Source organism: Burkholderia sp. MSMB1078WGS (assembly GCF_001528895.1).
Taxonomy (GTDB): Bacteria; Pseudomonadota; Gammaproteobacteria; order Burkholderiales; family Burkholderiaceae; genus Burkholderia.
Genome location: NZ_LPDI01000025.1, coordinates 222,398 through 245,067 on the forward strand (window position 1 = coordinate 222,398; position 22,670 = coordinate 245,067).

The 22,670-nt window shown below is 66.1% G+C and carries 21 protein-coding genes; 13 read left to right on the forward strand and 8 right to left on the reverse strand.

Annotated elements, in window-relative coordinates; translation table 11 throughout:
- Nucleotides 1-58: 58 nt before the first annotated feature.
- Together WT24_RS05815 and WT24_RS05820 are read left to right on the forward strand one after the other, a co-directional pair.
- Complete coding sequence (locus WT24_RS05815; protein ID WP_060031815.1) at nt 59-997, forward strand: esterase family protein; 939 nt, start codon at nt 59-61, stop codon at nt 995-997.
- Nucleotides 998-1,181: 184 nt separating this feature from the next.
- The gene (locus WT24_RS05820; RefSeq protein ID WP_060031818.1) at nt 1,182-1,940 is read left to right on the forward strand and encodes an SDR family oxidoreductase; all 759 of its coding nucleotides are present in this window, start codon (nt 1,182-1,184) and stop codon (nt 1,938-1,940) included.
- Nucleotides 1,941-2,043: 103 nt separating this feature from the next.
- On the opposite strand, the gene WT24_RS05825 is transcribed toward WT24_RS05820, so the two are convergent.
- The gene (locus tag WT24_RS05825; protein ID WP_060031821.1) at nt 2,044-2,418 is read right to left on the reverse strand and encodes a hypothetical protein; all 375 of its coding nucleotides are present in this window, start codon (nt 2,416-2,418) and stop codon (nt 2,044-2,046) included.
- 318 nt (nt 2,419-2,736) lie between these two features.
- On the opposite strand from WT24_RS05825, the gene WT24_RS05830 reads away from it, so the two are divergent.
- From WT24_RS05830 to WT24_RS05850, 5 genes are all read left to right on the forward strand, one after another.
- On the forward strand, nt 2,737-3,660 hold the full coding sequence (locus WT24_RS05830; RefSeq protein WP_060031824.1) for a LysR family transcriptional regulator: 924 nt from the start codon (nt 2,737-2,739) through the stop codon (nt 3,658-3,660).
- Nucleotides 3,661-3,680: 20 nt separating this feature from the next.
- Nucleotides 3,681-4,355 (forward strand): response regulator transcription factor, encoded by a 675-nt coding sequence (locus WT24_RS05835; protein WP_059500288.1) that lies wholly within the window; start codon nt 3,681-3,683, stop codon nt 4,353-4,355.
- Nucleotides 4,356-4,509: 154 nt separating this feature from the next.
- Entirely contained in the window at nt 4,510-7,764 is a 3,255-nt protein-coding gene (locus WT24_RS05840) for an efflux RND transporter permease subunit (protein ID WP_060031827.1), read from the forward strand.
- Nucleotides 7,754-8,959 (forward strand): efflux RND transporter periplasmic adaptor subunit, encoded by a 1,206-nt coding sequence (locus WT24_RS05845; RefSeq protein ID WP_060031830.1) that lies wholly within the window; start codon nt 7,754-7,756, stop codon nt 8,957-8,959. The genes WT24_RS05840 and WT24_RS05845 overlap by 11 nt, the downstream gene beginning before the upstream one ends.
- Complete coding sequence (locus tag WT24_RS05850; RefSeq protein WP_060031833.1) at nt 8,952-10,418, forward strand: efflux transporter outer membrane subunit; 1,467 nt, start codon at nt 8,952-8,954, stop codon at nt 10,416-10,418. The genes WT24_RS05845 and WT24_RS05850 overlap by 8 nt, the downstream gene beginning before the upstream one ends.
- An 87-nt stretch (nt 10,419-10,505) precedes the next feature.
- Here the strand turns inward: WT24_RS05850 and WT24_RS05855 are convergent, their stop codons facing one another.
- Nucleotides 10,506-11,681, reverse strand: coding sequence for a porin (locus tag WT24_RS05855; RefSeq protein WP_060032074.1), 1,176 nt, complete (start codon nt 11,679-11,681; stop codon nt 10,506-10,508).
- 329 nt (nt 11,682-12,010) lie between these two features.
- Between WT24_RS05855 and WT24_RS05860 the strand changes: the two genes are divergently transcribed.
- Together WT24_RS05860 and WT24_RS34830 are read left to right on the forward strand one after the other, a co-directional pair.
- Nucleotides 12,011-12,283 (forward strand): DUF4148 domain-containing protein, encoded by a 273-nt coding sequence (locus WT24_RS05860; RefSeq protein WP_059500284.1) that lies wholly within the window; start codon nt 12,011-12,013, stop codon nt 12,281-12,283.
- A 69-nt stretch (nt 12,284-12,352) separates the two neighbouring features.
- Nucleotides 12,353-12,508 carry a hypothetical protein gene (locus WT24_RS34830; RefSeq protein ID WP_179949317.1) on the forward strand — a complete coding sequence of 52 codons (156 nt, stop codon included), beginning with the start codon at nt 12,353-12,355 and terminating at the stop codon, nt 12,506-12,508.
- A gap of 68 nt (nt 12,509-12,576) precedes the next feature.
- On the opposite strand, the gene WT24_RS05865 is transcribed toward WT24_RS34830, so the two are convergent.
- The 4 genes from WT24_RS05865 to WT24_RS05880 form a co-directional block, all read right to left on the reverse strand.
- Nucleotides 12,577-13,260 carry a response regulator transcription factor gene (locus tag WT24_RS05865; RefSeq protein WP_059500283.1) on the reverse strand — a complete coding sequence of 228 codons (684 nt, stop codon included), beginning with the start codon at nt 13,258-13,260 and terminating at the stop codon, nt 12,577-12,579.
- A 58-nt stretch (nt 13,261-13,318) separates the two neighbouring features.
- Nucleotides 13,319-14,737, reverse strand: a complete 1,419-nt coding sequence (locus WT24_RS05870) for a HAMP domain-containing sensor histidine kinase (protein ID WP_060031836.1) — start codon at nt 14,735-14,737, stop codon at nt 13,319-13,321.
- A complete protein-coding gene (locus tag WT24_RS05875) occupies nt 14,730-15,407 on the reverse strand; it encodes a response regulator transcription factor (RefSeq protein ID WP_034206160.1) in 678 nt (225 codons plus the stop codon). The genes WT24_RS05870 and WT24_RS05875 overlap by 8 nt, the downstream gene beginning before the upstream one ends.
- Before the next feature lie 361 nt (nt 15,408-15,768).
- The gene (locus WT24_RS05880; RefSeq protein ID WP_257127434.1) at nt 15,769-15,963 is read right to left on the reverse strand and encodes a hypothetical protein; all 195 of its coding nucleotides are present in this window, start codon (nt 15,961-15,963) and stop codon (nt 15,769-15,771) included.
- A gap of 289 nt (nt 15,964-16,252) precedes the next feature.
- On the opposite strand from WT24_RS05880, the gene WT24_RS05885 reads away from it, so the two are divergent.
- Complete coding sequence (locus WT24_RS05885) at nt 16,253-16,558, forward strand: DUF4148 domain-containing protein (RefSeq protein WP_059500280.1); 306 nt, start codon at nt 16,253-16,255, stop codon at nt 16,556-16,558.
- Between the two features lie 431 nt (nt 16,559-16,989).
- Complete coding sequence (locus WT24_RS05890; RefSeq protein ID WP_060031842.1) at nt 16,990-18,159, forward strand: porin; 1,170 nt, start codon at nt 16,990-16,992, stop codon at nt 18,157-18,159.
- A gap of 251 nt (nt 18,160-18,410) precedes the next feature.
- Here the strand turns inward: WT24_RS05890 and WT24_RS05895 are convergent, their stop codons facing one another.
- Together WT24_RS05895 and WT24_RS05900 are read right to left on the reverse strand one after the other, a co-directional pair.
- Complete coding sequence (locus tag WT24_RS05895) at nt 18,411-19,400, reverse strand: quinone oxidoreductase (protein WP_060032077.1); 990 nt, start codon at nt 19,398-19,400, stop codon at nt 18,411-18,413.
- Nucleotides 19,401-19,532: 132 nt separating this feature from the next.
- The gene (locus WT24_RS05900; protein ID WP_060031845.1) at nt 19,533-20,492 is read right to left on the reverse strand and encodes an aldo/keto reductase; all 960 of its coding nucleotides are present in this window, start codon (nt 20,490-20,492) and stop codon (nt 19,533-19,535) included.
- Between the two features lie 170 nt (nt 20,493-20,662).
- Here WT24_RS05900 and WT24_RS05905 point away from each other — a divergent pair, with 170 nt between their 5' ends.
- A complete protein-coding gene (locus WT24_RS05905) occupies nt 20,663-21,562 on the forward strand; it encodes an AraC family transcriptional regulator (RefSeq protein ID WP_059500277.1) in 900 nt (299 codons plus the stop codon).
- Nucleotides 21,563-21,719: 157 nt separating this feature from the next.
- Nucleotides 21,720-22,637: a LysR family transcriptional regulator gene (locus WT24_RS05910; protein ID WP_060031848.1), complete on the forward strand. Its 918-nt coding sequence runs from the start codon at nt 21,720-21,722 to the stop codon at nt 22,635-22,637.
- The last annotated feature ends 33 nt before the right edge of the window (nt 22,638-22,670 follow it).

Genomic DNA, 22,670 nt, shown 5'->3' on the forward strand with positions numbered 1-22,670 from the left:
GCCGCGCCGTCATGCGCCGCTGCTACGATAGCCGGCGCCTCTCCTGAAACGATTCGCCATGCGCCGACTCGCCCTTCCGTTCGCCATCGCCCTGCTCGCCGGCGCCATCGCCACCGCCCATGCCGCGCCGCCGGCGGCGCCTGCTCCGGCCGTATCGACCGCGCCGCCGGCCGTCCAGACCGCGACGACGCCGTCCTCCGCGCCGGAGCCGTCCGTCAATCCGGGCAGCAGCGTCGTGCTGCGCACGTTCCGCTCGGCATCGCTGAAGCGCGACTGGTCGTACACCGTCTACCTGCCGCCCGGCTACAACGCGGAAGGCGCCCGCTACCCGGTGATGTACCTGCTGCACGGCAACGCGGGCAACGCGAACGACTGGATCACGCAGGGCCGGCTGCAGGCCACCGCCGACACGCTGATCGAGCGCCACGACATCCCGCCCGTCGTGATCGTGATGCCGCAGGGCGGCACCGACTGGTACGTCGACCGCAAGGAGAAAATGCAGAGCGCATTCCTCAACGACCTGCTGCCCGAAGTCGAAGCGCACTTCGCGGTGTCGAACCAGCGCGCGGGCCGCGCGATCGGCGGCGTGTCGATGGGCGGCTTCGGCGCGCTGCGCTTCTCGCTGCTCGAGCCGGGCCTGTTCTGCGGCGCGATGCTGCTGAGCCCCGCGATCTATGCGAACGAGCCGCCGCTCAATTCCGCCGCGCGCTACGTCGGCGTGTTCGGCGACCGGCAGTTCGATTCGCGCGTGTGGCACGAGCTGAACTATCCGGCGCTGCTGCGCGGCTATTTCGCGCGCAACTGGCGTGTGCCGATGTTCATCGCGGCCGGCGACGACGACCTCACGATCCAGGCGGAATCGAGCGTGCTGTACACGCATCTGCGCCGTGCGCAAAACCCGGCCGAGCTGCGCATCGTCGACGGCGGGCATACGTGGGACGTCTGGCGCGGATTGCTCGGGCACGGGTTGAAGTATGCGCTGGAGTGCGTGAAGTGACGGCCGGCGGGCGCGGCAGGAAAGCCGCGCCCGGGCGGAAGAAATGGTCGCCGCCGCTGTCTCGTCGAGCACGTTTCACGATGTCTCACGAATCCGGGCATCGCGCATTTCGACTACAGTGCCGAAGTGGCGACGGCATCGACCGGCCACCTCTCCCGTCACTCAACCCGCAGGGTATCCCGTCATGTCTGACTCGAAGAAATTCGCCGCCGTCACGGGCGCCGGCTCCGGCATCGGTCGCGCCGCGGCGCTCGCGCTCGCCCGGGCCGGCTTCACCGTCGCGCTGCTCGGACGCACGGAGGCGTCGCTGCGCGACACGCAGGACGCCATCCGCGCCGCCGGCGGCGACGCCGACGTGTTTCCCGTCGACGTCACCGCCGAAGCCTCGGTCGATCACGCGTTCGCGCAGGTCGCGCAACGGTTCGGCCGGCTCGATGTGCTGTTCAACAACGCCGGCCGCAACGCCCCGGTCGTTTCCGTCGACGAATACGAACTCGACGTGTGGAACAGCGTCGTCGCGACGAACCTGACCGGCGTCTTTCTGTGTGCGCGGGCCGCGTGGCGGCTGATGAAAACGCAGACGCCGCAGGGCGGCCGAATCATCAACAACGGCTCGATCTCGGCACACGCGCCGCGCCCCGATACGATCGCGTACACGGCCACCAAGCACGCGGTCACCGGGATCACGAAGTCGCTCGCGCTGGACGGCCGCCGGTACAACATCGCGTGCGGCCAGATCGACATCGGCAACGCGGCCACCGCGCTCACCGAACGGATGACGCAAGGCGTCCCGCAAGCGGACGGCAGCGTGGCGCCCGAGGCGCGGATGGACGTCGCGCATGTCGCGAATGCGGTCGTCCAGATGGCGAATCTGCCGCTCGACGCGAACATCCTCAACATGACGATCATGGCGACCGCGATGCCGTTCGTCGGGCGCGGATAGTGCGTGGTGCGCGCCCGCGCCGGACGGCGGCGTTCACGCACGGGCTGCTGCCGAACCGGTCCGTGGCGACGGCGCCGAATGCCCGCGCGTTCACGACGCACATTCAGTGAGGCAGGCTAATCGCTTGCTGCTCGTCCTCGAGCAACTGCGTCAGCGAACCATGCAACCGCTCGAGGCTGCGCGGCGGTAGTGCGAAGCCTGCCCAGCCGAGCCCACTATGACGCAGCAACAGCACCGCGCCGCCCTCCAGTGGATGGCGCTCGGCATACCAGCAAGGATCCATCTCCGTCACGAATTGCTGCGCGTGCGGCGGACGTTCCGGCACCGCGGGCCGCATCGACGCGCGCAACAGGCTCAAGTACTGGATGACTGCGTCCACGTCTTCCGGATCGAGCACTGCCGCGCCCCGCTCGATCGACATCAACACGACAAGCTTGCCGCGCTCTTCGATCATCTTGATGCTCAACGGTTGTGCCATTTCTGTGGTCCTTGCCGCGGTTACGTGATCCCATTATCGATCTCGGTACACGTCTGCCGCCTGAAGATTCGTGATCCGCGCATGAATCTTTTTTTAGAAATCTTTTAGAAAATGCGCCGCGCCATCGTCCGTCGAGGCTCCGCCGCTTTCTAAACGAAATTTCATCCGGCCAGCACTGTTTTTTTAGCGTCCCGCACCCGCGTGCCTTCCATAATGAATTCGCTGCCCGCCCCGGCAGGCGCCGCGCGATGCGTCGACGTAGCCCGCTGAAGACGGACGCGCCACCCGTATTTCCGGCAAATCCATTCCTCGCCGATCATGAACCAACTGCAAGCGATGCGTGTGTTCACGCGTGTGGTCGAATTATCGAGCTTCAGCCTCGCCGCACGTCAGCTCGGCATGTCGGCCGCCGCGGTCACGCGCAGCGTCGGCATGCTCGAGGCACATCTGAACATGCGCCTGTTGAACCGGACCACGCGCAGCCTGTCGCTCACCGAGACGGGCCGCGAATATCTCGACGGCTGCCGCGCGATCATCGAGAAGCTCGACGAGATCGAATCGAATCTCGCGCAGGTCAATCGCGACCCGCACGGTACGCTGCGCATCGCCGCATCGGCAACCTCGGTTGCGGCCGGGCTGGGCGCACTGCTTTCCACGTATCGCCTCGCGCATCCGCGCGTGCGATTCGACGTGACGACCTTCGATATCCAGGTCGACATGGTGGAAGGCGGCTACGACGTATGCTTCTGCGACGATCACCGCCTCGTCAACTCGACCTTCGTGTCGCGCACCTTGACGATCGTTCGCGACGTGATCGTCGCTTCTCCCAATTACCTCGCGCGCCACGGCACGCCCGTCGAGCCGGCCGAACTGAATACGCACTGCCTGCTGACCGTGTCGAATGGCGCCGCGCGCAACTGGGCGTTCTCGGACGTCGACGGGTGCTCTCGCATCGATACCGGCAATGCGCTGGCGTCGACCAGCAACACGATGGTGCGGATCGCGGCGCTCAATCACATGGGCATCGCACAATTGCCGCATCCGCTCGTTGCCGACGATCTCGCACGCGGCGCCTTGGTGCCGATTCTCGAACGCTACGACGTGAACGGCGGGCCGCGCTGCGTATCGATCCTCTACCCGAGCCGCAATTATCTGTCCACGAAAGTGCGCAGCTTCATCGACTACGCGGTCGATCACTATCGCACGCCCGAGCGCACGGCCATGCAGCTTGCCGCGGCCTGATTCCGCCGATCGCGTACGCCATGGCTCACATCCTGACGATCGAAGACGATCCGCTGATCGCGGATCACATCGCGCACACGCTGCGTGCCGAAGGCCACCGGATCGACATCGCGCGCACCGGCCGCGACGGCATGGCCCGGGCGATGAGCGCGAACTACGACGTCGTCACGCTCGATCGCATGCTGCCCGACCTCGACGGGCTGACGATCCTCGCAACGATGCGAGGCGTCGGCCTCGATACGCCGGTACTCGTGATGAGTTCGATGGCCGACGTCGACCAGCGTATCCAGGGGCTGCGCGCAGGCGGCGACGACTACCTCGTCAAGCCGTTCTCGCTCGAAGAAATGTGCGCGCGCATCGACGTGCTGATTCGCCGGCGGCCGCGCGGCACGCACGTCGAGACAGTGCTGCGCGCCGGCGAGCTGGCGCTCGATCTGGTGCGGCGACGCGCCACGTTGGGCGCGCGCGAGCTCGCGCTGCTGCCGACCGAGTCCCGCGTACTCGAATTCATGATGCGCAACGCCGGTCGCGTACTCACGCGCACGATGATCTTCGAGGCCGTGTGGGGCTGCCGCTTCGATCCCGGTACGAACCTGATCGACGTGCACATCGGCCGCCTGCGCAAGAAGGTGAACCGGCCAGGCGCGGCGCCGCTGATCCGCACGATCCGAGGCTCGGGCTACATGCTCGGTTGAATCCGCCCGCTACTTAAAACTTGTTTCATCTTTTTTGCGACCCGTTGTTAGGGGCTGCTCCGCAGAATGCGGTCGTCGGATACGCATCGGTGTTTTCCCGAAGGCGCGCACATCCGGCTCTTCTTCACGACGCTTTTGAACGGAGCAGCATCTCATGCTGAAAATTGTCCGGCTCGCGCTCACGCGGCCCTATACGTTCGTCGTACTGGCGCTGCTGATCCTGATCGCGGGCCCGCTCGCTGCAGTCCGCACGCCGATCGACATCTTCCCGGACATCCGCATCCCGGTGATCAGCGTCGTCTGGAACTACGCCGGATTGCAGCCGGACGACATGTCCGGGCGCGTGATCACCTACTACGAGCGCACGCTCGGCACGACGGTCAACGACGTCCAGCATATCGAGTCGCAATCGTTTCGCGGCTACGGCATCGTGAAGATCTTCTTCCAGCCGACCGTCGATATCCGCACGGCGACCGCGCAGGTCACCTCGATCTCGCAGACCGTGCTCAAGCAGATGCCGCCCGGCACCACGCCGCCGCAGATCCTCAACTACAACGCGTCGACCGTGCCCGTGCTGCAGATCGCGCTGACCAGCGACACGCTCGACGAACAGAAGCTGGGCGATTACGCGGTCAACTTCATTCGGCCGCAGTTGCTGTCGGTGCCGGGCGTCGCGATTCCGACGCCGTACGGCGGCAAGACACGCGAAGTCCAGATCGACCTCGACCCGCAGGCGCTGCAATCGAAAGGGCTGTCGGCGCAGGACGTCGCGCACGCGCTCGCGCAGCAGAATCAGATCATCCCGGCCGGCACGCAGAAGATTGGCCGCTTCGAATACAACATCAAGCTCAACAACAGCCCGCTCGCGCTCGACGCGTTGAACGACCTGCCGATCAAGTCGGTCGGCGGCACGACGATTTACATCCGCGACGTCGCACACGTGCGCGACGGCTACCCGCCGCAGGGCAACATCGTGCGCGTGGACGGCCACCGCGCGGTGTTGATGAGCATCCTGAAGAACGGCTCGGCATCGACGCTCGACATCATCGCGGGCGTGAAGGCGAAGCTGCCGCTCGTCGAACAGACGCTGCCGCCGGGCCTGAAGCTCGTCACGATGGGCGACCAGTCGACCTTCGTTAACGGCGCCGTCAGCGGCGTGGCGCGCGAAGGCATCATCGCGGCCGCGCTGACCTCGCTGATGATCCTGCTGTTCCTCGGCTCGTGGCGCTCGACGCTGATCATCGCCGCGTCGATCCCGCTGGCCGTGCTCTCGGCGATCGCGCTGCTCGCGGCCACCGGCGAAACGCTGAACGTGATGACGCTCGGCGGCCTCGCGCTCGCGGTCGGGATCCTCGTCGACGATGCGACGGTGACGATCGAGAACGTGAACTGGCACCTCGAACAGGGCAAGGACACGCGCACCGCGATCGTCGACGGCGCGAAACAGATCGTGATGCCGGCGCTCGTCTCGCTGATGTGCATCTGCATCGTGTTCGTGCCGATGCTGATGCTCGACGGCATCTCGCGCTTTCTGTTCGTGCCGATGGCCAAGGCGGTGATCTTCTCGATGGTGTCGTCGTTCGTGCTGTCGCGCACCTTCGTGCCGATGCTCGCGCAATATCTGCTCAAGCCGCATGCGTCGGCCGGTCACGCATCGGGCGAACTGGCCGCGGTGATGGACCCGCACGCGGGCCACACCGGCGCGCACGACGTCCCGCCGTCGCGCAATCCGCTGGTGCGGTTCCAGCGTGCGTTCGAGCGCCGCTTCGAGTCCGTGCGCGCGTCGTACCGGATCCTGCTGGGCCTCGCGCTCACGCGCCGCAAGCCGTTCGTCGCCGCCTTCCTCTGCATCGTGGCCGCGTCCTTCCTGCTCGCACCGTCGCTCGGCCGCAATTTCTTCCCGACCATCGATTCCGGCGAGATCGCGCTGCACGTGCGCGCGCCGGTCGGCACGCGTGTCGAGGAAACCGCCGCCGAGCTCGACCGCATCGAAAACACGATTCGTAGCGTGATCCCGCCCGCGCAATTGCGCGAAGTGATCGACAACATCGGCTTGCCGAACAGCGGGATCAACCTGACCTACAACAACAGCGGCACGCTCGGGCCGCAGGACGGCGACATCCTGATCTCGCTGTCGCGCGATCATGCGCCGACCGCCGACTACGTGCGCACGCTGCGCGAACGCCTGCCGCGCGCCTATCCGGGCACCACGTTCTCGTTCCTGCCCGCCGACATCGTCAGCCAGATCCTCAACTTCGGCGCACCGGCCCCGGTCGACCTGCAGGTGGCCGGCCCCAACCAGCAGGCCAACCTCGCTTATGCGCGCGAGCTGTACCGCAAGCTGCGCCTGATCGCGGGGGTCGCCGACCCGCGCATCCAGCAGGCCAGCACCTATCCGCAGTTCACGGTGACGGTCGACCGCACGCGCGCCGACCAGCTCGGTATCACCGAGCAGGACGTGACGAACTCGGTGGTCGCGACGCTCGCCGGCACCAGCCAGGTCGACCCGACCTACTGGCTCAACCCGCGCAACGGCGTGTCCTATCCGATCGTCGCGCAAACGCCGCAGTACAGGATGACCACGCTGTCGGCGCTGCAGAACCTGCCGGTCACCGGTGCGAACGGCCAGTCCCAGCTGCTGGGCGGCCTGGCCACGATCACGCGGGGTGTCGGCAACGCGGTGGTGTCGCACTACAACATCGAACCGCTGTTCGACATCTACGCGACCACCCAGGGGCGCGACCTCGGCGCGGTCGCGGCCGACATCGACGATATCGTCAAGGCCACCGCGAAGGATGTGCCCAAGGGCTCGACCGTCACGCTGCGCGGCCAGGTGCAGACCATGAACGGCGCGTTCGCCGGCCTGCTGCTCGGCCTCGTGGGCGCGATCGTGCTGATCTACCTGCTGATCGTCGTGAACTTCCACTCGTGGGCCGACGCATTCGTGATCGTCTCGGCGCTGCCGGCGGCGCTGGCCGGCATCGTGTGGATGCTGTTCACCACGCATACGCCGCTGTCGGTGCCGGCGCTGACCGGCGCGATCCTGTGCATGGGCGTGGCCACCGCCAACTCGATCCTCGTCGTCAGTTTCGCGCGCGAGCGCCTGGCGGAAACGGGTAACGCGCTGGCCTCCGCGCTCGAAGCCGGTTTCACGCGTTTCCGCCCGGTGCTGATGACCGCGCTCGCGATGATCATCGGCATGGCGCCGATGGCGCTCGGCCTCGGCGACGGCGGCGAGCAGAACGCGCCGCTCGGCCGCGCCGTGATCGGCGGCCTCGCGTGCGCGACGATCGCGACGCTGTTCTTCGTGCCCGTCGTGTTCAGCCTCGTGCATCGGCGCGACGCGCTGAAGCACGACGCGCCCCGCGCTTCCTCCCCTTCCGCGTCCGGAGCTTCCCATGTCCACTGAGATCGATATCAAGTCGCCGAAACGGCTGCCCAACCTCAAGCTCGTCGCCACGATCACCGCGCTGATCGCGGTCGGCATCGTGGCGACCGGCATCGTCGGCCGCGCGCACGCGAAACAGGAAATGACCCGGTGGTCCGCCGAACAAGCGGTGCCGACCGTGGTCGCGTACACGCCATCGACCGGCGGAGACGGCGCAACGCTCGTGCTGCCCGGCCACCTGTCCGCGTTCGAAAGCGCGCCGATCCACGCGCAGGTGTCGGGCTACCTGCATGCGTGGTACGCCGATATCGGCGCGCACGTGAAGTCGGGGCAGTTGCTCGGGCTGATCGATACGCCCGAACTCGACCAGCAACTGCAGCAGGCGCGCGCCGACCTGCAGAGCGCGCTCGCCAACGAGAAGCTTGCCGCGTCCACGGCCGCGCGCTGGACCAGGATGCTCGCGCAGGATTCGGTGTCGCAGCAGGAAACCGACGAGAAGACCAGCGACCTCGCGGCCAAGCAGGCGATCGTCGCCGCCAACGAGGCCAACGTGCGACGCCTCGACGCGCTCGAGGCGTTCAAGCGCATCGTCGCGCCATTCGACGGCGTCGTCACCGCGCGCAAGACCGACATCGGCCAGTTGATCTCGGCCGGCGGCGGCGCCGGCCCGGAGCTGTTTGCCGTATCCGACATCCACCGGATGCGCGTCTACGTGAGCGTGCCGCAGAGCGAGGCCGCCGCGATCCGGCCCGGCATGACGGCCACGCTGACCGTGCCGGAACATCCGGGCGAGACCTTCCGTGCGACGCTCGCCGACACCGACGACTCGATCGCCGATTCGACCGGCACACTGCTCGTGCAGTTGATGGTCGACAACCCTGCAGGCAAGCTGATTCCCGGCGAATACACCGAAGTGCATTTCGCGCTGCCGGCCGACAGCACCCATGCGTTGACGATTCCGGCCAGCTCGTTGATCTTCCGGCAGGCCGGCCTCCAGGTCGCCGTGGTCGGCAAGGACAATCGCGCGGTGTTCAAACCCGTGACGATCGCGACCGACCTCGGTACACACGTGCAGATCGCGACCGGCCTCGCACCGGACGATCGCGTGATCGACAACCCGCCCGACTCGCTCTCGGCCGGCGACCCGGTCAGGCTCGCGGCGCCGGCCCGCGCCATCGCGTCGGCCGCGCGCGATACGGAGCGTGCGCATGGCTAACCGGCTTCGGCTCAGCGCGCTGCTCGCCGGCGTCGCGTTTCTGTCCGCGTGCTCGTTCGCGCCCGCCTATCGTGTGCCGCAGACGGCGCTGCCGGCCAGCTTCAAGGAAGCGGACGGCTGGCAGGCCGCGAAGCCGGCCGACCGCATCGCGCGCGACGGCTGGTGGAAGGCGTTCCGCGATCCCGTGCTCGACCGGCTCGAAGCGCAGGTAAGCGTGGCCAACCCCGACGTGGCCGCGGCCGTGGCCCGCCACGACGAGGCGGCCGCGCTGTTCGATCAGGCGCGCTCGGGGCTGTTCCCGACCATCGGCCTCGGCGCGCAGGTCTCGAGCAACCGTCAATCGGCCACGCGGCCGCTGCGCGGCTCGAACCAGCCGAACGTCTATGGCGCCAACACGCTCGACGCCGGCTTCGACTACGACCTCGACTTGTGGGGGAAAGTCCGCAACGAGGTCGCGGCCGGGCGCGCCGACGCCCAGGCCAGCGCCGACGATCTCGCGTCGGTGCGGCTGAGCCTGCAGGCGAGCCTCGCCAGCGCGTACTTCAGCCTGCGCGGGCTCGATCAGCAACAACGGCTGCTGACCGACACGATCGACACCTACCAGCGCGCGCTGCGCCTGACGATGAGCCGGCACGCAGGCGGCATCGCGTCCGACCTCGACGTCTCGCGCGCGCGAACGCAGCTCGATTCGGCCCGCGCGTCGGCCGAGGACGTACGCGCGCGGCGCGCGCTCTACGAACACTCGATCGCGACGCTCGCGGGCGTGCCGGCGTCGTCGTTCTCGCTGACGCCGAACCTGAACGTGGCGTATCTGCCGACGATCCCGCCCGGCATTCCCGCGACGCTGCTGCAGCGGCGTCCCGACGTGGCGGCCGCCGAACGGCGCATGGCCGCCGCCAACGCGAAGATCGGCGTGGTACGCGCGGCGTTCTTCCCCGACATCACGCTCGGGCTGGTCGGCGGCTACCAGAGCTCGGGCCTCGGTCACTGGCTCAGCGCGCCGAACGAGATCTGGTCGATCGGGCCCAGCCTCGCGCTGACGCTGTTCGACGGCGGCCGGCGCCAGGCGCTCACCGACCAGGCGCGCGCACAGTTGGCCGAGAACGGCGCGAAATACCGCGCAGTGGTGCTCGACGCGTGCCGCCAAGTGGAAGACAACCTCGCACTCGCGCACCACCTCGGCGACGAAGCCGAGCGCGAGCAGGAGGCGCTCGACGCGGCCGAACGCACGTTGCAGCTGTCGATGTCGCGCTATCGGGACGGCGTCGTCAGCTATCTCGACGTGGTGACGGCGCAGGCCACCGAGCTGGATACGAAGGTCGCGATGCTGGAGCTGGACACGCGCCGGCAACTGGCGGCGGTGGGGTTGATCGCCGCGCTGGGCGGCGGGTGGTCGGCGGATGAAGCCGCAGCCGATACCCAAGCATCGGCCGCGCTGCCGGCTCGTTCAACGAACTGAATCCTTCGCGACATGGACGAGGCGTGTCGCATTTCAAGGCACCCGTCGCGAGGACGGGTGCCGTTTTTTTTACGTCGGACTTGCGGCTCAGAACTTGTGACGGATGCCGGCTGCGACCACGGCCTGACGATCGTTGCCTGACGCTGCCAGGTTGAAGATCCCCGCGTTGCCGAGCACCGCGACGCCGTCGGCGCCTGTCACACGCTGGTACACGCCTTCCAGATAGAGATCGGTGCGGCGCGACAGCGCATAGTCGGCCTGCAGCATGAACTGGTTCCACTTCGGTGCGATGCCGCGGCCCGCATCGTCGAAGCGGCCCTGCGTGAACGTATAGGCGCCGCCTAGCGAGAAGGCCGGCGTGACGAAGTAGCGTCCGTTCAGTTCGTAGTTGCTGAAGGTCAGCAACTGGCCGTTCACACGGCCGTATGCGCCGCCCTGCGACAGCTCGCGCGGGTCGTTCAGGATCGTTCTGGTGTAGACCAGGCCGATCGATGCATGGTCGAACGCATAGTGCGCGCCGGCGCCGAACGTGCGCCAGCGGCCGCCGGCCAGCATCGCGTCGCCATCCGAACTGCTCAGCGAACCGCCGGTGTTCTGCGGTGCGTTCACGCCGCCCGGCTGGTTCGACTGCAGGTACGCGACGGCGAGGTCGACCGGGCCGTTCGCATACTGCGCGCCGATGCTGTATGCGTTGTTGTTGCTGAACCCGCCGCCCTGATTGCTGAAGCCGTACGCGCCGCCGAACGTGAAGCCGCCGTAGTTTGCACTGCGGAACTTCACCGCGTTGTTCATCCGCGTGTCATTGGCGAGGTTGTCGTTGTCGTACGGATGATCGGCGAGGTTGCCGCCAAATCCCGACCCCGTCGCCGACAGCGGCGCGACGAAGTCGACCAGGAAATCGTATTGGCGGCCGAGCGTGACGGTGCCCCACTGGCGGCTCGCGAGGCCGACCCACGCCTGGCGGCCGAACTCGTCGCCGCCGTTGCCGAACTTGCCGTTCGCGACGTTGAAGCCGTTCTCGAGGGTGAACACGGCGGCCAGGCCGCCGCCGAGATCCTCGTTGCCGCGCAGCCCCCAGCGCGACGTGCTGACGTTGCCGCTCTGCAGGCCGTAGACGGGCCCTGCGCCCGCGGCCGATTTCTGGTTGCTGATGTAGTCCAGGCCCGCGTCGATCGTGCCGTACAGCGTCACGCTGCTCTGCGCATGCGCCGAACTCGCCAGCAGGCACGCGACGGCTGCCGGAATTGCCAGATATTTCTTCATGATGGTTTCGTTGGAGTGGATCGGTCTGCTCGCATCGCCGGCCCGTGCGACATGGCCGCTCGTGCGCGATGCGATGGTGCCCAATTTAGGCAGCGGGCATGACAGCGCCGTTATCGAAACGGCCCGAAAAATGAAACCTGCTTCATCTTGACGACATACCGGTTTCACGTCTCCGCGAATGCGCGCCTGTGCATGAATTTCTTTTCACGTTGCGTATGCCGATCCGCTAACGCCCCTCCTCTATGCTTGTCCTCAACCCGTGCGCGACGCCGACATCGACACGCCGCGCCCGGGGAGATGCCCAGTCGATCATCATGAGGACTCCAAACATGAAAACCACCAGCATCGTCGCCGCCGCCATGCTTGCGGCAATCGGCACGCTGTCCGTGCCCGCGTTTGCACTGACCGGCAGTCAGCCGATCCGGATGTCGCCGGCCGCCACCAAGGACGGCACGCCCGGCACGCAGGCCGCCGGCCAGTGGGTGCCGCCCTACGGCCAGCCGATCCACGAGAAGACCCGCGCCGAGGTCCATGCCGAGCTCGTGCAGGCCGAACAGGACGGGCAGCTCAAGTACCTGAACTCCACGCTCTATTCGCATTGATGGGTGCGACCGTGCGGCCGGGCGCGCTGCCCGGCGCACGCCGGCTGTTCCCCGCATTGCCCGCCATCCATGAAGCTGCTTTCCCTGCTCGCCCGTTCTGCCCGTCTCATGCTCCTCGCGATTGCCGCCGGCGCCATGTTGTCCGCCTGTGCCTCCGCGCAGCCCGACGGCCCCGGCCATTGTGTCGGCCCGCCCGACTTCTGCGTGCCCTTCTTCGGCTCGTAAACGCACGACGGGCGCGCTGCCGCTGGCAGGGCGCCCGTCGCGTCGGTTGCGCGGCCGACACCGCGCGTTCATGCGTCCGGCAGCGTCACCTGGTAGCCATAGCGGCTCACCGTATCGATGCGGACGTCGGGCAGATGCCGCGCGAGCTTACGGCGTAGCCGCGACACCACGAGATTGACGCTCGACGGATCGACATCCTCCTTGTCCTGCCATACATACCGGATCAATTGGTCGCGCGGCACCGGCGCGTTCGGATGACGCATCAGGCATTCGAGCAACAGGAACTCCCGGCGCGTCACGGCGAGGCGCAGCTTGCCGTCCTTGAGCTCCCGCGCGAGTGTCCCGACCGCGGACGCACCCGCGATCGAACGGCCCGCATCGCGCGGCCCGGCCAGCCGCTGCAACGCCTCCAGGCGTTCGTGCAGCTCGATGAACGAATACGGTGCGCAGAAACATGCATCGGCGCCCGCGCGCAACATATGGATGCGTTCGCGCGCCGACGCCTCGCCGATCAGCACCACGAGCGCGGCGCCGCCGCCGTCGGCAACGAAACGCGGCAGCATCCCGAGCAACGCGGCATCGCTGCCGGGCTCGAACGCGGTCGCGACGATCGCGTCGAAAGCCTCCTGCGACGCGAGGAACAGGCCGTCGCGCAGATCGTCGGCGCGCTGCACGCTGTGCCCGCTTTCCAGCAGCGCCTTGTACAGCCACGACGCTTCCGGATGCGGCGAAGTCGCGAGCAGGATGCGCATCGTCAGCCGGCCTCGCGGTTGCAATATGCGATCGCGTGCAGCGTCGTCCGGACGGCCATCATCCCAGCGACCTCGGCCAGCATTCGATCGTCACGCGCGTGCCGGGTGCGGCATTGCCGATCCGCAGCGTGAAATCGTGCACGTTGACGACCGTCGACACGATGCTCAGGCCGAGGCCAGCCCCGCCGAAATGCCCGGTGCGACGGCTGCGGTAGCGATACCGCAGCACCGCGTCGCGCTCGTCGGCTGCGATGCCCGGGCCGTTGTCGATCACGTCGATGCGCGGACCGGACGGCGTGTCATGAAGCTCCAGGCGTACCGTATCGCCCGCCGTCGTGTACTTGAGCGCGTTGTCGAGCAAGTTGCTCAGCGCCTCGAACAACAGCGCGCGATCGCCGTGAATCCGCGCCACCGGCTCGACGGACTGCACGAACTGGATCGCGCGGCTATCCGCGAGCGGTTCGAACAACTGCCCGACGTCCACGACCAGATCCTCCAGCGACAGCTCCGCAAATCCGCCGCGCCGCTGCAAGGAGCCGATTTCGGCGATACGCAGCATCGCCCGGAAACGATCGAGCAACACGTCGGTCTCGTTGCGTGCACGCGAGACGAGACGCTCCAGCACGGCATCGTCGAGCCGCTCCGCGCGCTGCGCCGCCTGCGCGAGCAGCGTGTGCACGTGTGCGAGCGGTGTCCGCAAGTCATGCGCGATGCCGTCGCAGACACCCTTTACCTCGTTCATGAGCCGCTCGATCTCCTCGAGCATATGATTGACGAGATGGGACAGCAGATCGATCTCGTCGTGTCCGCCCACCGGCAGCCGCTGGCCGAGATCGCCCTGCGCAATGCACTGCGTGATGCGCCGGACTTCCTTCAGACGCCGCATTTGCCGCACGCTGAGCATCAAGCCGCCCACGACGCCCGTGCCAAGACAGAGCAGCCCGCCGCCGACCAGCGCCTGGATGATCGCCGCGCGGATTCGCAGGATGTGCGTGAGGTCGCGTCCGAGCACCAGCACGTCGCCGTTTGCACGCCGCTCCGCCATCGTGCGGACGACCGGCGGCACCTGGTCTCCCGCGATCGGCATCGTGTGATCGAGCGTCACGCCGCTGCGGTTCGGCTGCAGGCCGGCGGGCAACGCCAGCACATCGCCGGCAATATGCCTGCCGTCCGCGGTAAAGAGCCCGTAGTAGTTGGTATGCATCCGCTCGTGCTCGATCCGGTGCAGGATCGCGGCAGCAAGCTGGCCGTCCTGTATCGAATCGAAATAGATCATCTGCCAATCGATCACCGTATCGGTTTCCCGTTCCATGTCGTGCGTGATCACCGATGCGATGAAACCGAGCAGCAGCATGACCGACACGGAGAACGTGACGGCATAGACCGACACCAGGCGAAACGTACTCGAGTACCAGCGTCGCGCGGGTGCCGGCTGGACCTGTTGTGCGGCGCACGCCACGGTAGCCGGTTCAGCCAAGGCGATACCCCGCGCCGCGTACCGTCTGGATCATCTGCTTCGCATCGGGGGGATCGATCTTCTTGCGCAACCGGCCCATGTGCACTTCGATCAGGTTCGTGCCGGGATCGAAGTGATAGCCCCATACGGCCTCGAACAACATCGTCCGCGTAATGGTTTGCCCGGCATTGCGCATCATGTATTCGAGCACGCGATACTCGGTCGGCAACAGCACGATTTCTTCGCCGTCGCGAAACGCCTTGCGCGAGATCAGGTCGAGCTTGAGGGGGCCGACGACCAGCGTCGTGTCGAACGGAGCCGGCGCGGCCTGGCTCCGGCGCAGCAGCACCTCCAGGCGCGCGGCCATTTCCTCGGGATCGAACGGCTTGGTCAGGTAGTCGTCGCCCCCCGCACGCAGCCCGCGCACCCGTTCGTCGACATCGCCGAGCGCGCTCAGCATCAGCACGGGTGTGCGCACCCCGACGCTGCGCATCGTGGTCAGGATCGTGAGGCCATCGACGACCGGCAGCATCCGGTCGAGCGTGATCACGTCGAACTCGTTGCCGAGCGCGCGCGCCATGCCATCGCGCCCGTTCGCCACCCATTCGACCGTAAAGCCGCGCCCCTCCAGCTCCCTGACTATCTCGTTCGCGGTGATTTCGTCGTCTTCGATCGTGAGGACATGCGCGATGGCTGCACGCTCCTCGGCCAGCGTGTCAGGCAAGTTGAGTTCGTTGCCCGGGGAAGCGGATGATGCCATGTACGATTCTCGTCTTCGTCGAAAGGACGTATGCGCGTCGATACCCGACGACCGAACGCGCTCGTGCAGAGCTTATGCGCGCACGCATAAAAGATGCACATCGGCTTCGTGAAGAAAGTTTCATATCCGGCAGCATGGCGTCCAGACCGTCTTCGATCCTGGCCGATGCGTCGTCGCAACGGAGGCCGGGAACGACGCGGCATGCGGGCCTTTGCGACACGATGCCGTACCGCGACCATCAGTGCACACCGGCCGGCGCGACCGGCTACGAACCGAGCGACGCAACGCGCGATCAGCGCTGGTGAGATCGTGTGTCCGATCCGTCCGTACGATGCGACGGGAGATCGCGTGCGGCATCGATCGCGCGATCTGTCCGTTCGGCTTTCGCATGCGCGAGCGTCACGTCGGCGATCGCGAGCCCGGTTCCCTGCACCTTCGCGAACGCCGGCAGCGACACACACGTCAGCGCGACCAGTCCAGTCATCATGACCGTTGATTTCATTGCATTACCTCAGGCGTGTACCGCGCGGCGCACGGCATCGATCGATTCGTTGCTCGACGATACGCCGCAGCGCCTAACCATCCGGAAACACGCACATGAAGGATTCTTTAAATTCCCATGCGACAGCCGATGCATGGACGGATCCGCGCTTGCCTAAAACATCTTTCATCATCGCGCTGCCGTTTAGATAGCCCACCGTGCCTAATCTTCGTCTCGCGGCCGACGCAGGCATTCTGCCGTTCGGCCTCTACCCAACGCTATCCAGGAGCCGAAGATGAATCATCCCGTCCGTTACCTCGTCTGCGCCGCCATGCTCGCATCGAGCGTCTGCGCGCATGCCGAGACGAAGCTCACGTCGGCGCAATGCCATGACTATCCGTTCGTGCATACGAAAGGCCCGGTCTCCCACCGGCAGCTCGTCAACGAACTGAACGAGCTGGAATCCGTCGGCTACAACCCGTCGTCCGGCGACGAGAGCAGCTATCCGGACGACATCGATTCGGCACAGGCGCGCCTGATGCAGAAGTATCAGCACGATTGCGCCGGTGCGGCCAACACCGTCGCGTCGAACGGCAACTGAATCCTCTGCGGCAACCGTTCTCCGAGTTTGCGCGCGAGCCTCGCGGCCGCGCGCGTTTTTTTTGGGTGGATGCGACTCGATCGTCGACGGCACACGCGACCGTTTCCTCGTGCGCTTTGCCCCGACATTCCGTTTCGATATGTCGACTTTTCACGCGAATAAAAACTTCATGTCAACCGGCGAAAAACAGAAAACAACACATCGCCAAGCGTTCGATATGCCAGGCGACTCCAAGGCACCCCATCTTTGCGCGTGAACGTCCATCGCCGCATGACACTTTCGAATACTGAAAGATAGTCTTTCCATGCACGTTGCGGCGCCCGCTTTTCCTCTGCCTACACTGCCTCGTCCGCCGAGATCGCATTTCGGGACGACATCGACGTCGGCGCCATCCGTCGCCGACTACCCAACCACACCATCAGAGCAACGAAATGAAACGTCAATCGATGAAACCGTGCTGGTTCGCATTCGCGCCGGCGCTCCTGCTCGCCGGTGCGGCGCACGCACAGCAGAGCATCACGCTATACGGGCTGATCGACGAAGGCCTCAACTTCACGAGCAACGCAGGCGGCCATCGCGCATGGCAGATGTCGAGCGGAGACACATTCGGCAGCCGATGGGGCTTGAAAGGCAGTGAAGACCTGGGCGGCGGCGACAAGGCCATCTTTCAGCTCGAAAACGGCTTCAACGTGAACAGCGGCAAGCTCGGTCAGGATTCGAGCATGTTCGGCCGCCAGGCGTTCGTGGGCCTGTCGTCTTCACGGTATGGCACGCTCACGCTCGGACGCCAGTACGACACCAGCGTCGACGCGCTCGGCTTCGGCGGTATCACGGCGGCCGGCAACTGGGCGGGCGACATCGCTACCCACCCGTTCGACAACGACAATACGGACTGGGATTTCCGCGTCGACAATGCCGTCAAGTATGTCACTCCGACATACCGCGGACTCACGGCGGAAGCGATGTACGGCTTCAGCAACCAGCCCGGCGGCTTCTCGAACAACCGCGTCTGGGGCGCCACGCTGAACTACCAGAACGGCAACCTGACGGCGGCGGCGTCCTACCTGAAGCTCGACAATCCGGGGCTCGCCGCGGGCGGCGCGGTCAGCAGTGGCGATCTCTTCAACGGGTCGTCGCAGCAGGACATCGGCGTAGCGGCTTCCTACCAGTTTACCCACGTACTCGTTGGCGCCGCGTGGTCCCATGTCGATGTCTACAACCCCGCCGGTAATGCATGGATCGACAATTCCACCCTGCAGAACGGTGCGACGTGGAATGCGTGGAAATTCGACAACTTCGAACTCAATGCTCAGTACTACTTCACTCATGCCCTATGGCTGGGAGCGTCCTATACGTTCACCATGGCGCATCTGTATACGTCCGACACGAAATATGTCCCCAAGTGGCACCAGATCGGCATGATGCTCGACTATGACCTGAGCAAGCGCACTTCGCTGTATCTGCAAGGTGCGTGGCAGCATGTCGTCAGCGCTCGTACCGGCACCGGCTTTGACGAAGCCCAGATCGTCGACGCATCGGCTGACGCGTCGTCCGGGCCGAACCAGATGGTTTATCGCATCGGCATGTTGCATCGTTTCTAGCCCGCGAGACGCCCGCACCGGAACCCGCTGGGCGCGGCTTCGGTGCGGGCGCCGGCATGTCGATCGGCATTCGATGCGAATCATCGTCATGAATTCGCTCGATTACACGCGGGCACACGTGCTCAGTCTTCGTGCGGGATGCCTTCGATCGGACACTCCGGTGTGCCGGGCGTAGCGCGCGTGAGCGCTTCGACACGGCGACGCCTGCGCATCGCCGGCTCGGCGTCCGCGTCGCATGAATGCCGGTGGGGCTACCCGATGTCCATCACTGCCTTGCCCGACTGGCGGCGCGCCTCGAGCGCAGCATGCGCTTCTTCGACGTTGTCCAGCGTGTAGCGCCCGTTGATTTCCACATGCAACGCACCCTGCGCGACGGCGGCGAACACGTCGTCGGCGCGGCGCTGCACGGTGATCGCGTCGGCGAGATGATCGGCGAGCCGCGGGCGTGTCAGGAAAAGCGAGCCGGCTTCGCCGAGTTCGTAGGGATCGAGATCGCGGATCGGGCCGGTCACCGAGCCGTAGTTGACGACCAGCCCGCGCACCCGGGTCGCACGGAAGCTGTCGCGCAAAGTGGTCTTGCCGACGGCATCGAACACCACGTCCACGCCGCGACCGTCGGTCAGTTCGCGGATGCGGTCCGCGAAGCCGCCGTTCTCGTAGAGCAGCACGTGATCCGCCCCGCGCGCACGCGCGATCGCGGCTTTGTCGGCCGTGCTCGTCGTGGCGAACACTTCGACGCCCCGCCGCTTCGCCAACTGCACCAGCAATTGGCCGATACCGCCCGAGGCCGCATGGACGAGGCAGGTCATGCCGGCTTCGAGCTTCCCGACGTCGTCGAGCAGATAATGCGCGGTCGAACCCTGAAAGATCGCTGCTGCGGCGAGATCGTACGCAATGTCGTCCGGGATGCGTGCGAGCCGCGCGGCGGGTACGACTGCATACTGGGCGTATGCCCCCCAGACGATGCACCACGCGACGCGATCGCCGGTGCGCACGGATGTGACGCCCGCCCCCACCTCGACGACCTCCCCTGCGCCTTCCATGCCGAGCGTGCACGGAATCCGCACGGGATAGGTACGCGAATCGCGGTACTTCCCCTGTCGCGTATGAACGTCCATGAAGTTGATGCCGGCCGCGACCACACGCACCAGCACTTCGCCCGCGCCCGGTTTCGGCACGTCGATATCCACTCGACGCAGCACGTCGGGGCCGCCGTATTCATGAATCTGAATGGCTCGCATGAGCATGTCTCCTTCGTTCGATCACGTTTGCACGACAGGCACGTCTTGTCGCGGCGCATCGACGAAACGGTGCGTCGACGTGGGGCAGCACGACATCGGCATCGACGTCGGCGGCGCTTGCGCGCACGGCATTCAGGTCTGCATCTCGTGTTCCCACCAGCCGCGCGTGTTCACGTCCGCAGCGTCGGCGAGCGCTTCCAGCCCGGCGATTTCGTCGGCGGCAAGCGCGATGCGGCTGGCTCGAACCAGGCCATCGACATGATCGGGCCTGGTCACGCCGACGATCGGCGTCGTTCCCTTGGCGATGGCCCAGGCCGTCGCGACATCGGACGCTGCTGCCCCGCGCGTCCGACCGATCGCGGCGAGTGCGTCCGTCAGCGCTTTCAGCCGAGGCAGCATGCGATTGTAGGTCTGCGCCCGGTTGCTGCCTTCCGGCAAAGGATGCGCCGGACCGTACTTGCCGCTCAACGCGCCCTGCTCGAGCACCATATAGGCGAAGAACGGGATGCCGCGATTGCGGCAATAGTCGAGGATGCCGGCGCGTTCGGAATCGCGATAGAGGAGACTGTAGTGGTTCTGGATGGCTTCGACCCGAAACCCGGCTTCGCCGAGAATCCGGTCGGCGTGTTCGATTTCGCTCAGGTCGTGATTCGAGACGCCGACGTGCCTGATCTTCCCGTTCTCGAGCAACGGAATCAGGTGCGGCGTCCATCGCGCCACATCGGCCGGATTGTGAATCCAGTAGAGGTCGATGTAATCCGTACCGAGGCGGGCCAGACTCTGCTCCAGCATGTCCGCCACCGGATCGGCGCCGGTTCCCGCGGCCTGCGGGGTGAATTTCGTGGAAAGCCGATAGTCGCTGCGCGCGAAGCGCTTCAGCACTTCGCCGAGTAGGGTCTCTGAACGGCCCATGCCGTACACCATGGCGGTGTCCCAGAAGCCGAATCCGGCCGCATGGGCCTTGTCGGCGACTTCTTCCAGGCCGGCCCGGGTGAGGCTGCTGCCGAAGTAGCCATCGCCTGCCTCGCCGCTGTCGCCCCAGGCCCACGTGCCCAGCGCGATCGTGGGTGTCATCGTATTGTCGGTTGTCATGTCGGATCCCTGTTCGTCTGGCGACCGGGTTTGCCGTGCCCCGGCTGCCAGGAACACTATGCTGTACCGCGCCGCCGAACCGTGAGCCCGATACCCCGAAATAGCTGCACGATCCTCCGGAATCAGGTTCGCATTGCCGCCCTCCCGCGTGGCATGCGATAGTCGGACGCATGGAAACACTGACCGAAATCGCTTCCGTCATTGCCCGGCATATCTCGACGGATGGCTTCCAGGCCACCCCGATCGAGCGCGTGACGCTCGTTCGATCGTCCACGGTGACGATGCCGATGCCGAACGTCTACCGGCCGCAACTCTGCCTCGTCGCGCAGGGGCACAAGGAGGTCACGCTGGGCGAGCGCATCTTCAAATACGCACCGGGGCGCTACGGGGTCGTGACCTACGACCTGCCGGCAACGGGCCGCGTGGTCGACGCGACGCCCGACAAACCCTACCTGTGCCTGTACCTCGATTTCGATCCGGTCATGCTGGCGGATCTGGCACTGCGCGTGCCACCGCCGCCGGACGCGCCCTTCCCGCCGATCGGCAAGACGGTGTCCGACGCCGGCGCCGGCCTGCTCGACGCGGCGCTGCGCTTGTTGCGCCTGCTCGACGATCCGGCCGGGCTGCCGGTGCTCGGGCCGCTTGCCGAGCAGGAGATCCTCTATCACCTGCTCGCCGGCCCCGACGGCGCCAGGATGCGCCACATTACCGCCAGCCAGGGCCGGCTGGCTCAGGTCGGTCGCGCCATCGCATGGCTCGGCAAGCATTTCCGGGAACGGTTCAGCATCGAGCGGCTTGCCGCGGAAGCCGGCATGAGTCCGTCGAGCCTGCACGAGCATTTTCGCGCCGTGACGGCGATGACGCCGTTGCAGTTTCAGAAGCAACTCAGGCTGCAGCAAGCGCGCAGCCTGATGTTGGTGCACGACATCGACGTCACGACCGCCGCCTTCCGCGTGGGTTACGAGAGCACATCGCAGTTCAGCCGCGAATATCGCCGTCATTTTGGAGAATCGCCGGCACGCGACATCGCTCGCTTGCGCGCTTCGGCGGATTCGGCAGTGGTCACTTGAGTCGGGATGGCTTCGCACGCCGCGCACCGAGCAAGAATGGGGCGCGCCGCAACACGGGATGATCGCGCCGGCGAATTCGTGTGCCATACGCACGAATTGACAGCCCCGATCGGTGCACTGAAACTGAGCATCCCTTTCCATCGCGGCGATCACCGGAATGAATTTCGAGATATCGGACTTGCGGGCCTTCGTGGCGACGGCCGACCTCGGCAGCTTTCGCGCAGCGGCCGACACACTGCATCTGTCGGCGTCCGCGCTATCGCGCCGGATCGAAAAACTCGAGGAGGTGCTGGGCGTCAGACTGTTCGAGCGAACGACGCGGAAGATGGACCTGACGATCGTCGGTCGCGGGTTTCTCGAGCGCGCTCACCGCATCCTCAACGAAGTCGACAACTCGATGCTCGAGTTCGACGATCTTGCACGCAAGATGACCGGCGAACTCACGGTCGCGTGCGTGCCGTCGGCGGTGCGCTACTTCCTTCCGGAAACCATTGCGATCTATCATCAGCGTTACCCGGGCATTCGCCTTCGTCTCATCGACGAGCCGTCGTCGATGGTTTTCCTCGCCGTCGCCCGTGGGGAAGCCGATTTCGGCCTGACTTACGTCGGCACCGAGGAGCCCGACATCGAATTCACGCCACTGCTCGACGACCCGTTCGTTCTCGCGTGCCCGCGCAGTCATCCGCTTGCAAAACGCAAATCCGTCGCCTGGGCGGAGCTCGCCAGCCTCGAGTATCTGGCCATCGCACAAGGCAGCGGCAATCGCGCGGTCATAGACGAAGCGCTGGCAGGCGTCGCCGACCGGCCCAAATGGTTCTGCGAGGTACGCCATGTACCCGCGCTCGTGAGCCTGATCGAAGCGGGGCTGGGTGTCGGTGTCGTGCCTCGGCTCGCGATGCCCCGCGGCCCGCACAAGGTACTTGCCAGCGTCGCGCTCGTCGATCCGCCGATCCGGCGAACGCTGGGTGTCATCCAGCGGCGCGGCCGCGGTCTGTCCTCCGCAGGCCGCTTCTTCCTCCAGCTGTTGACGGAGATGCGAGCGCCCGGTATGCCGCCCGCAAACGCTGCCGCATAGGCGAAGCGCCGGCCTCTCGGCTCGAGGCGGCCC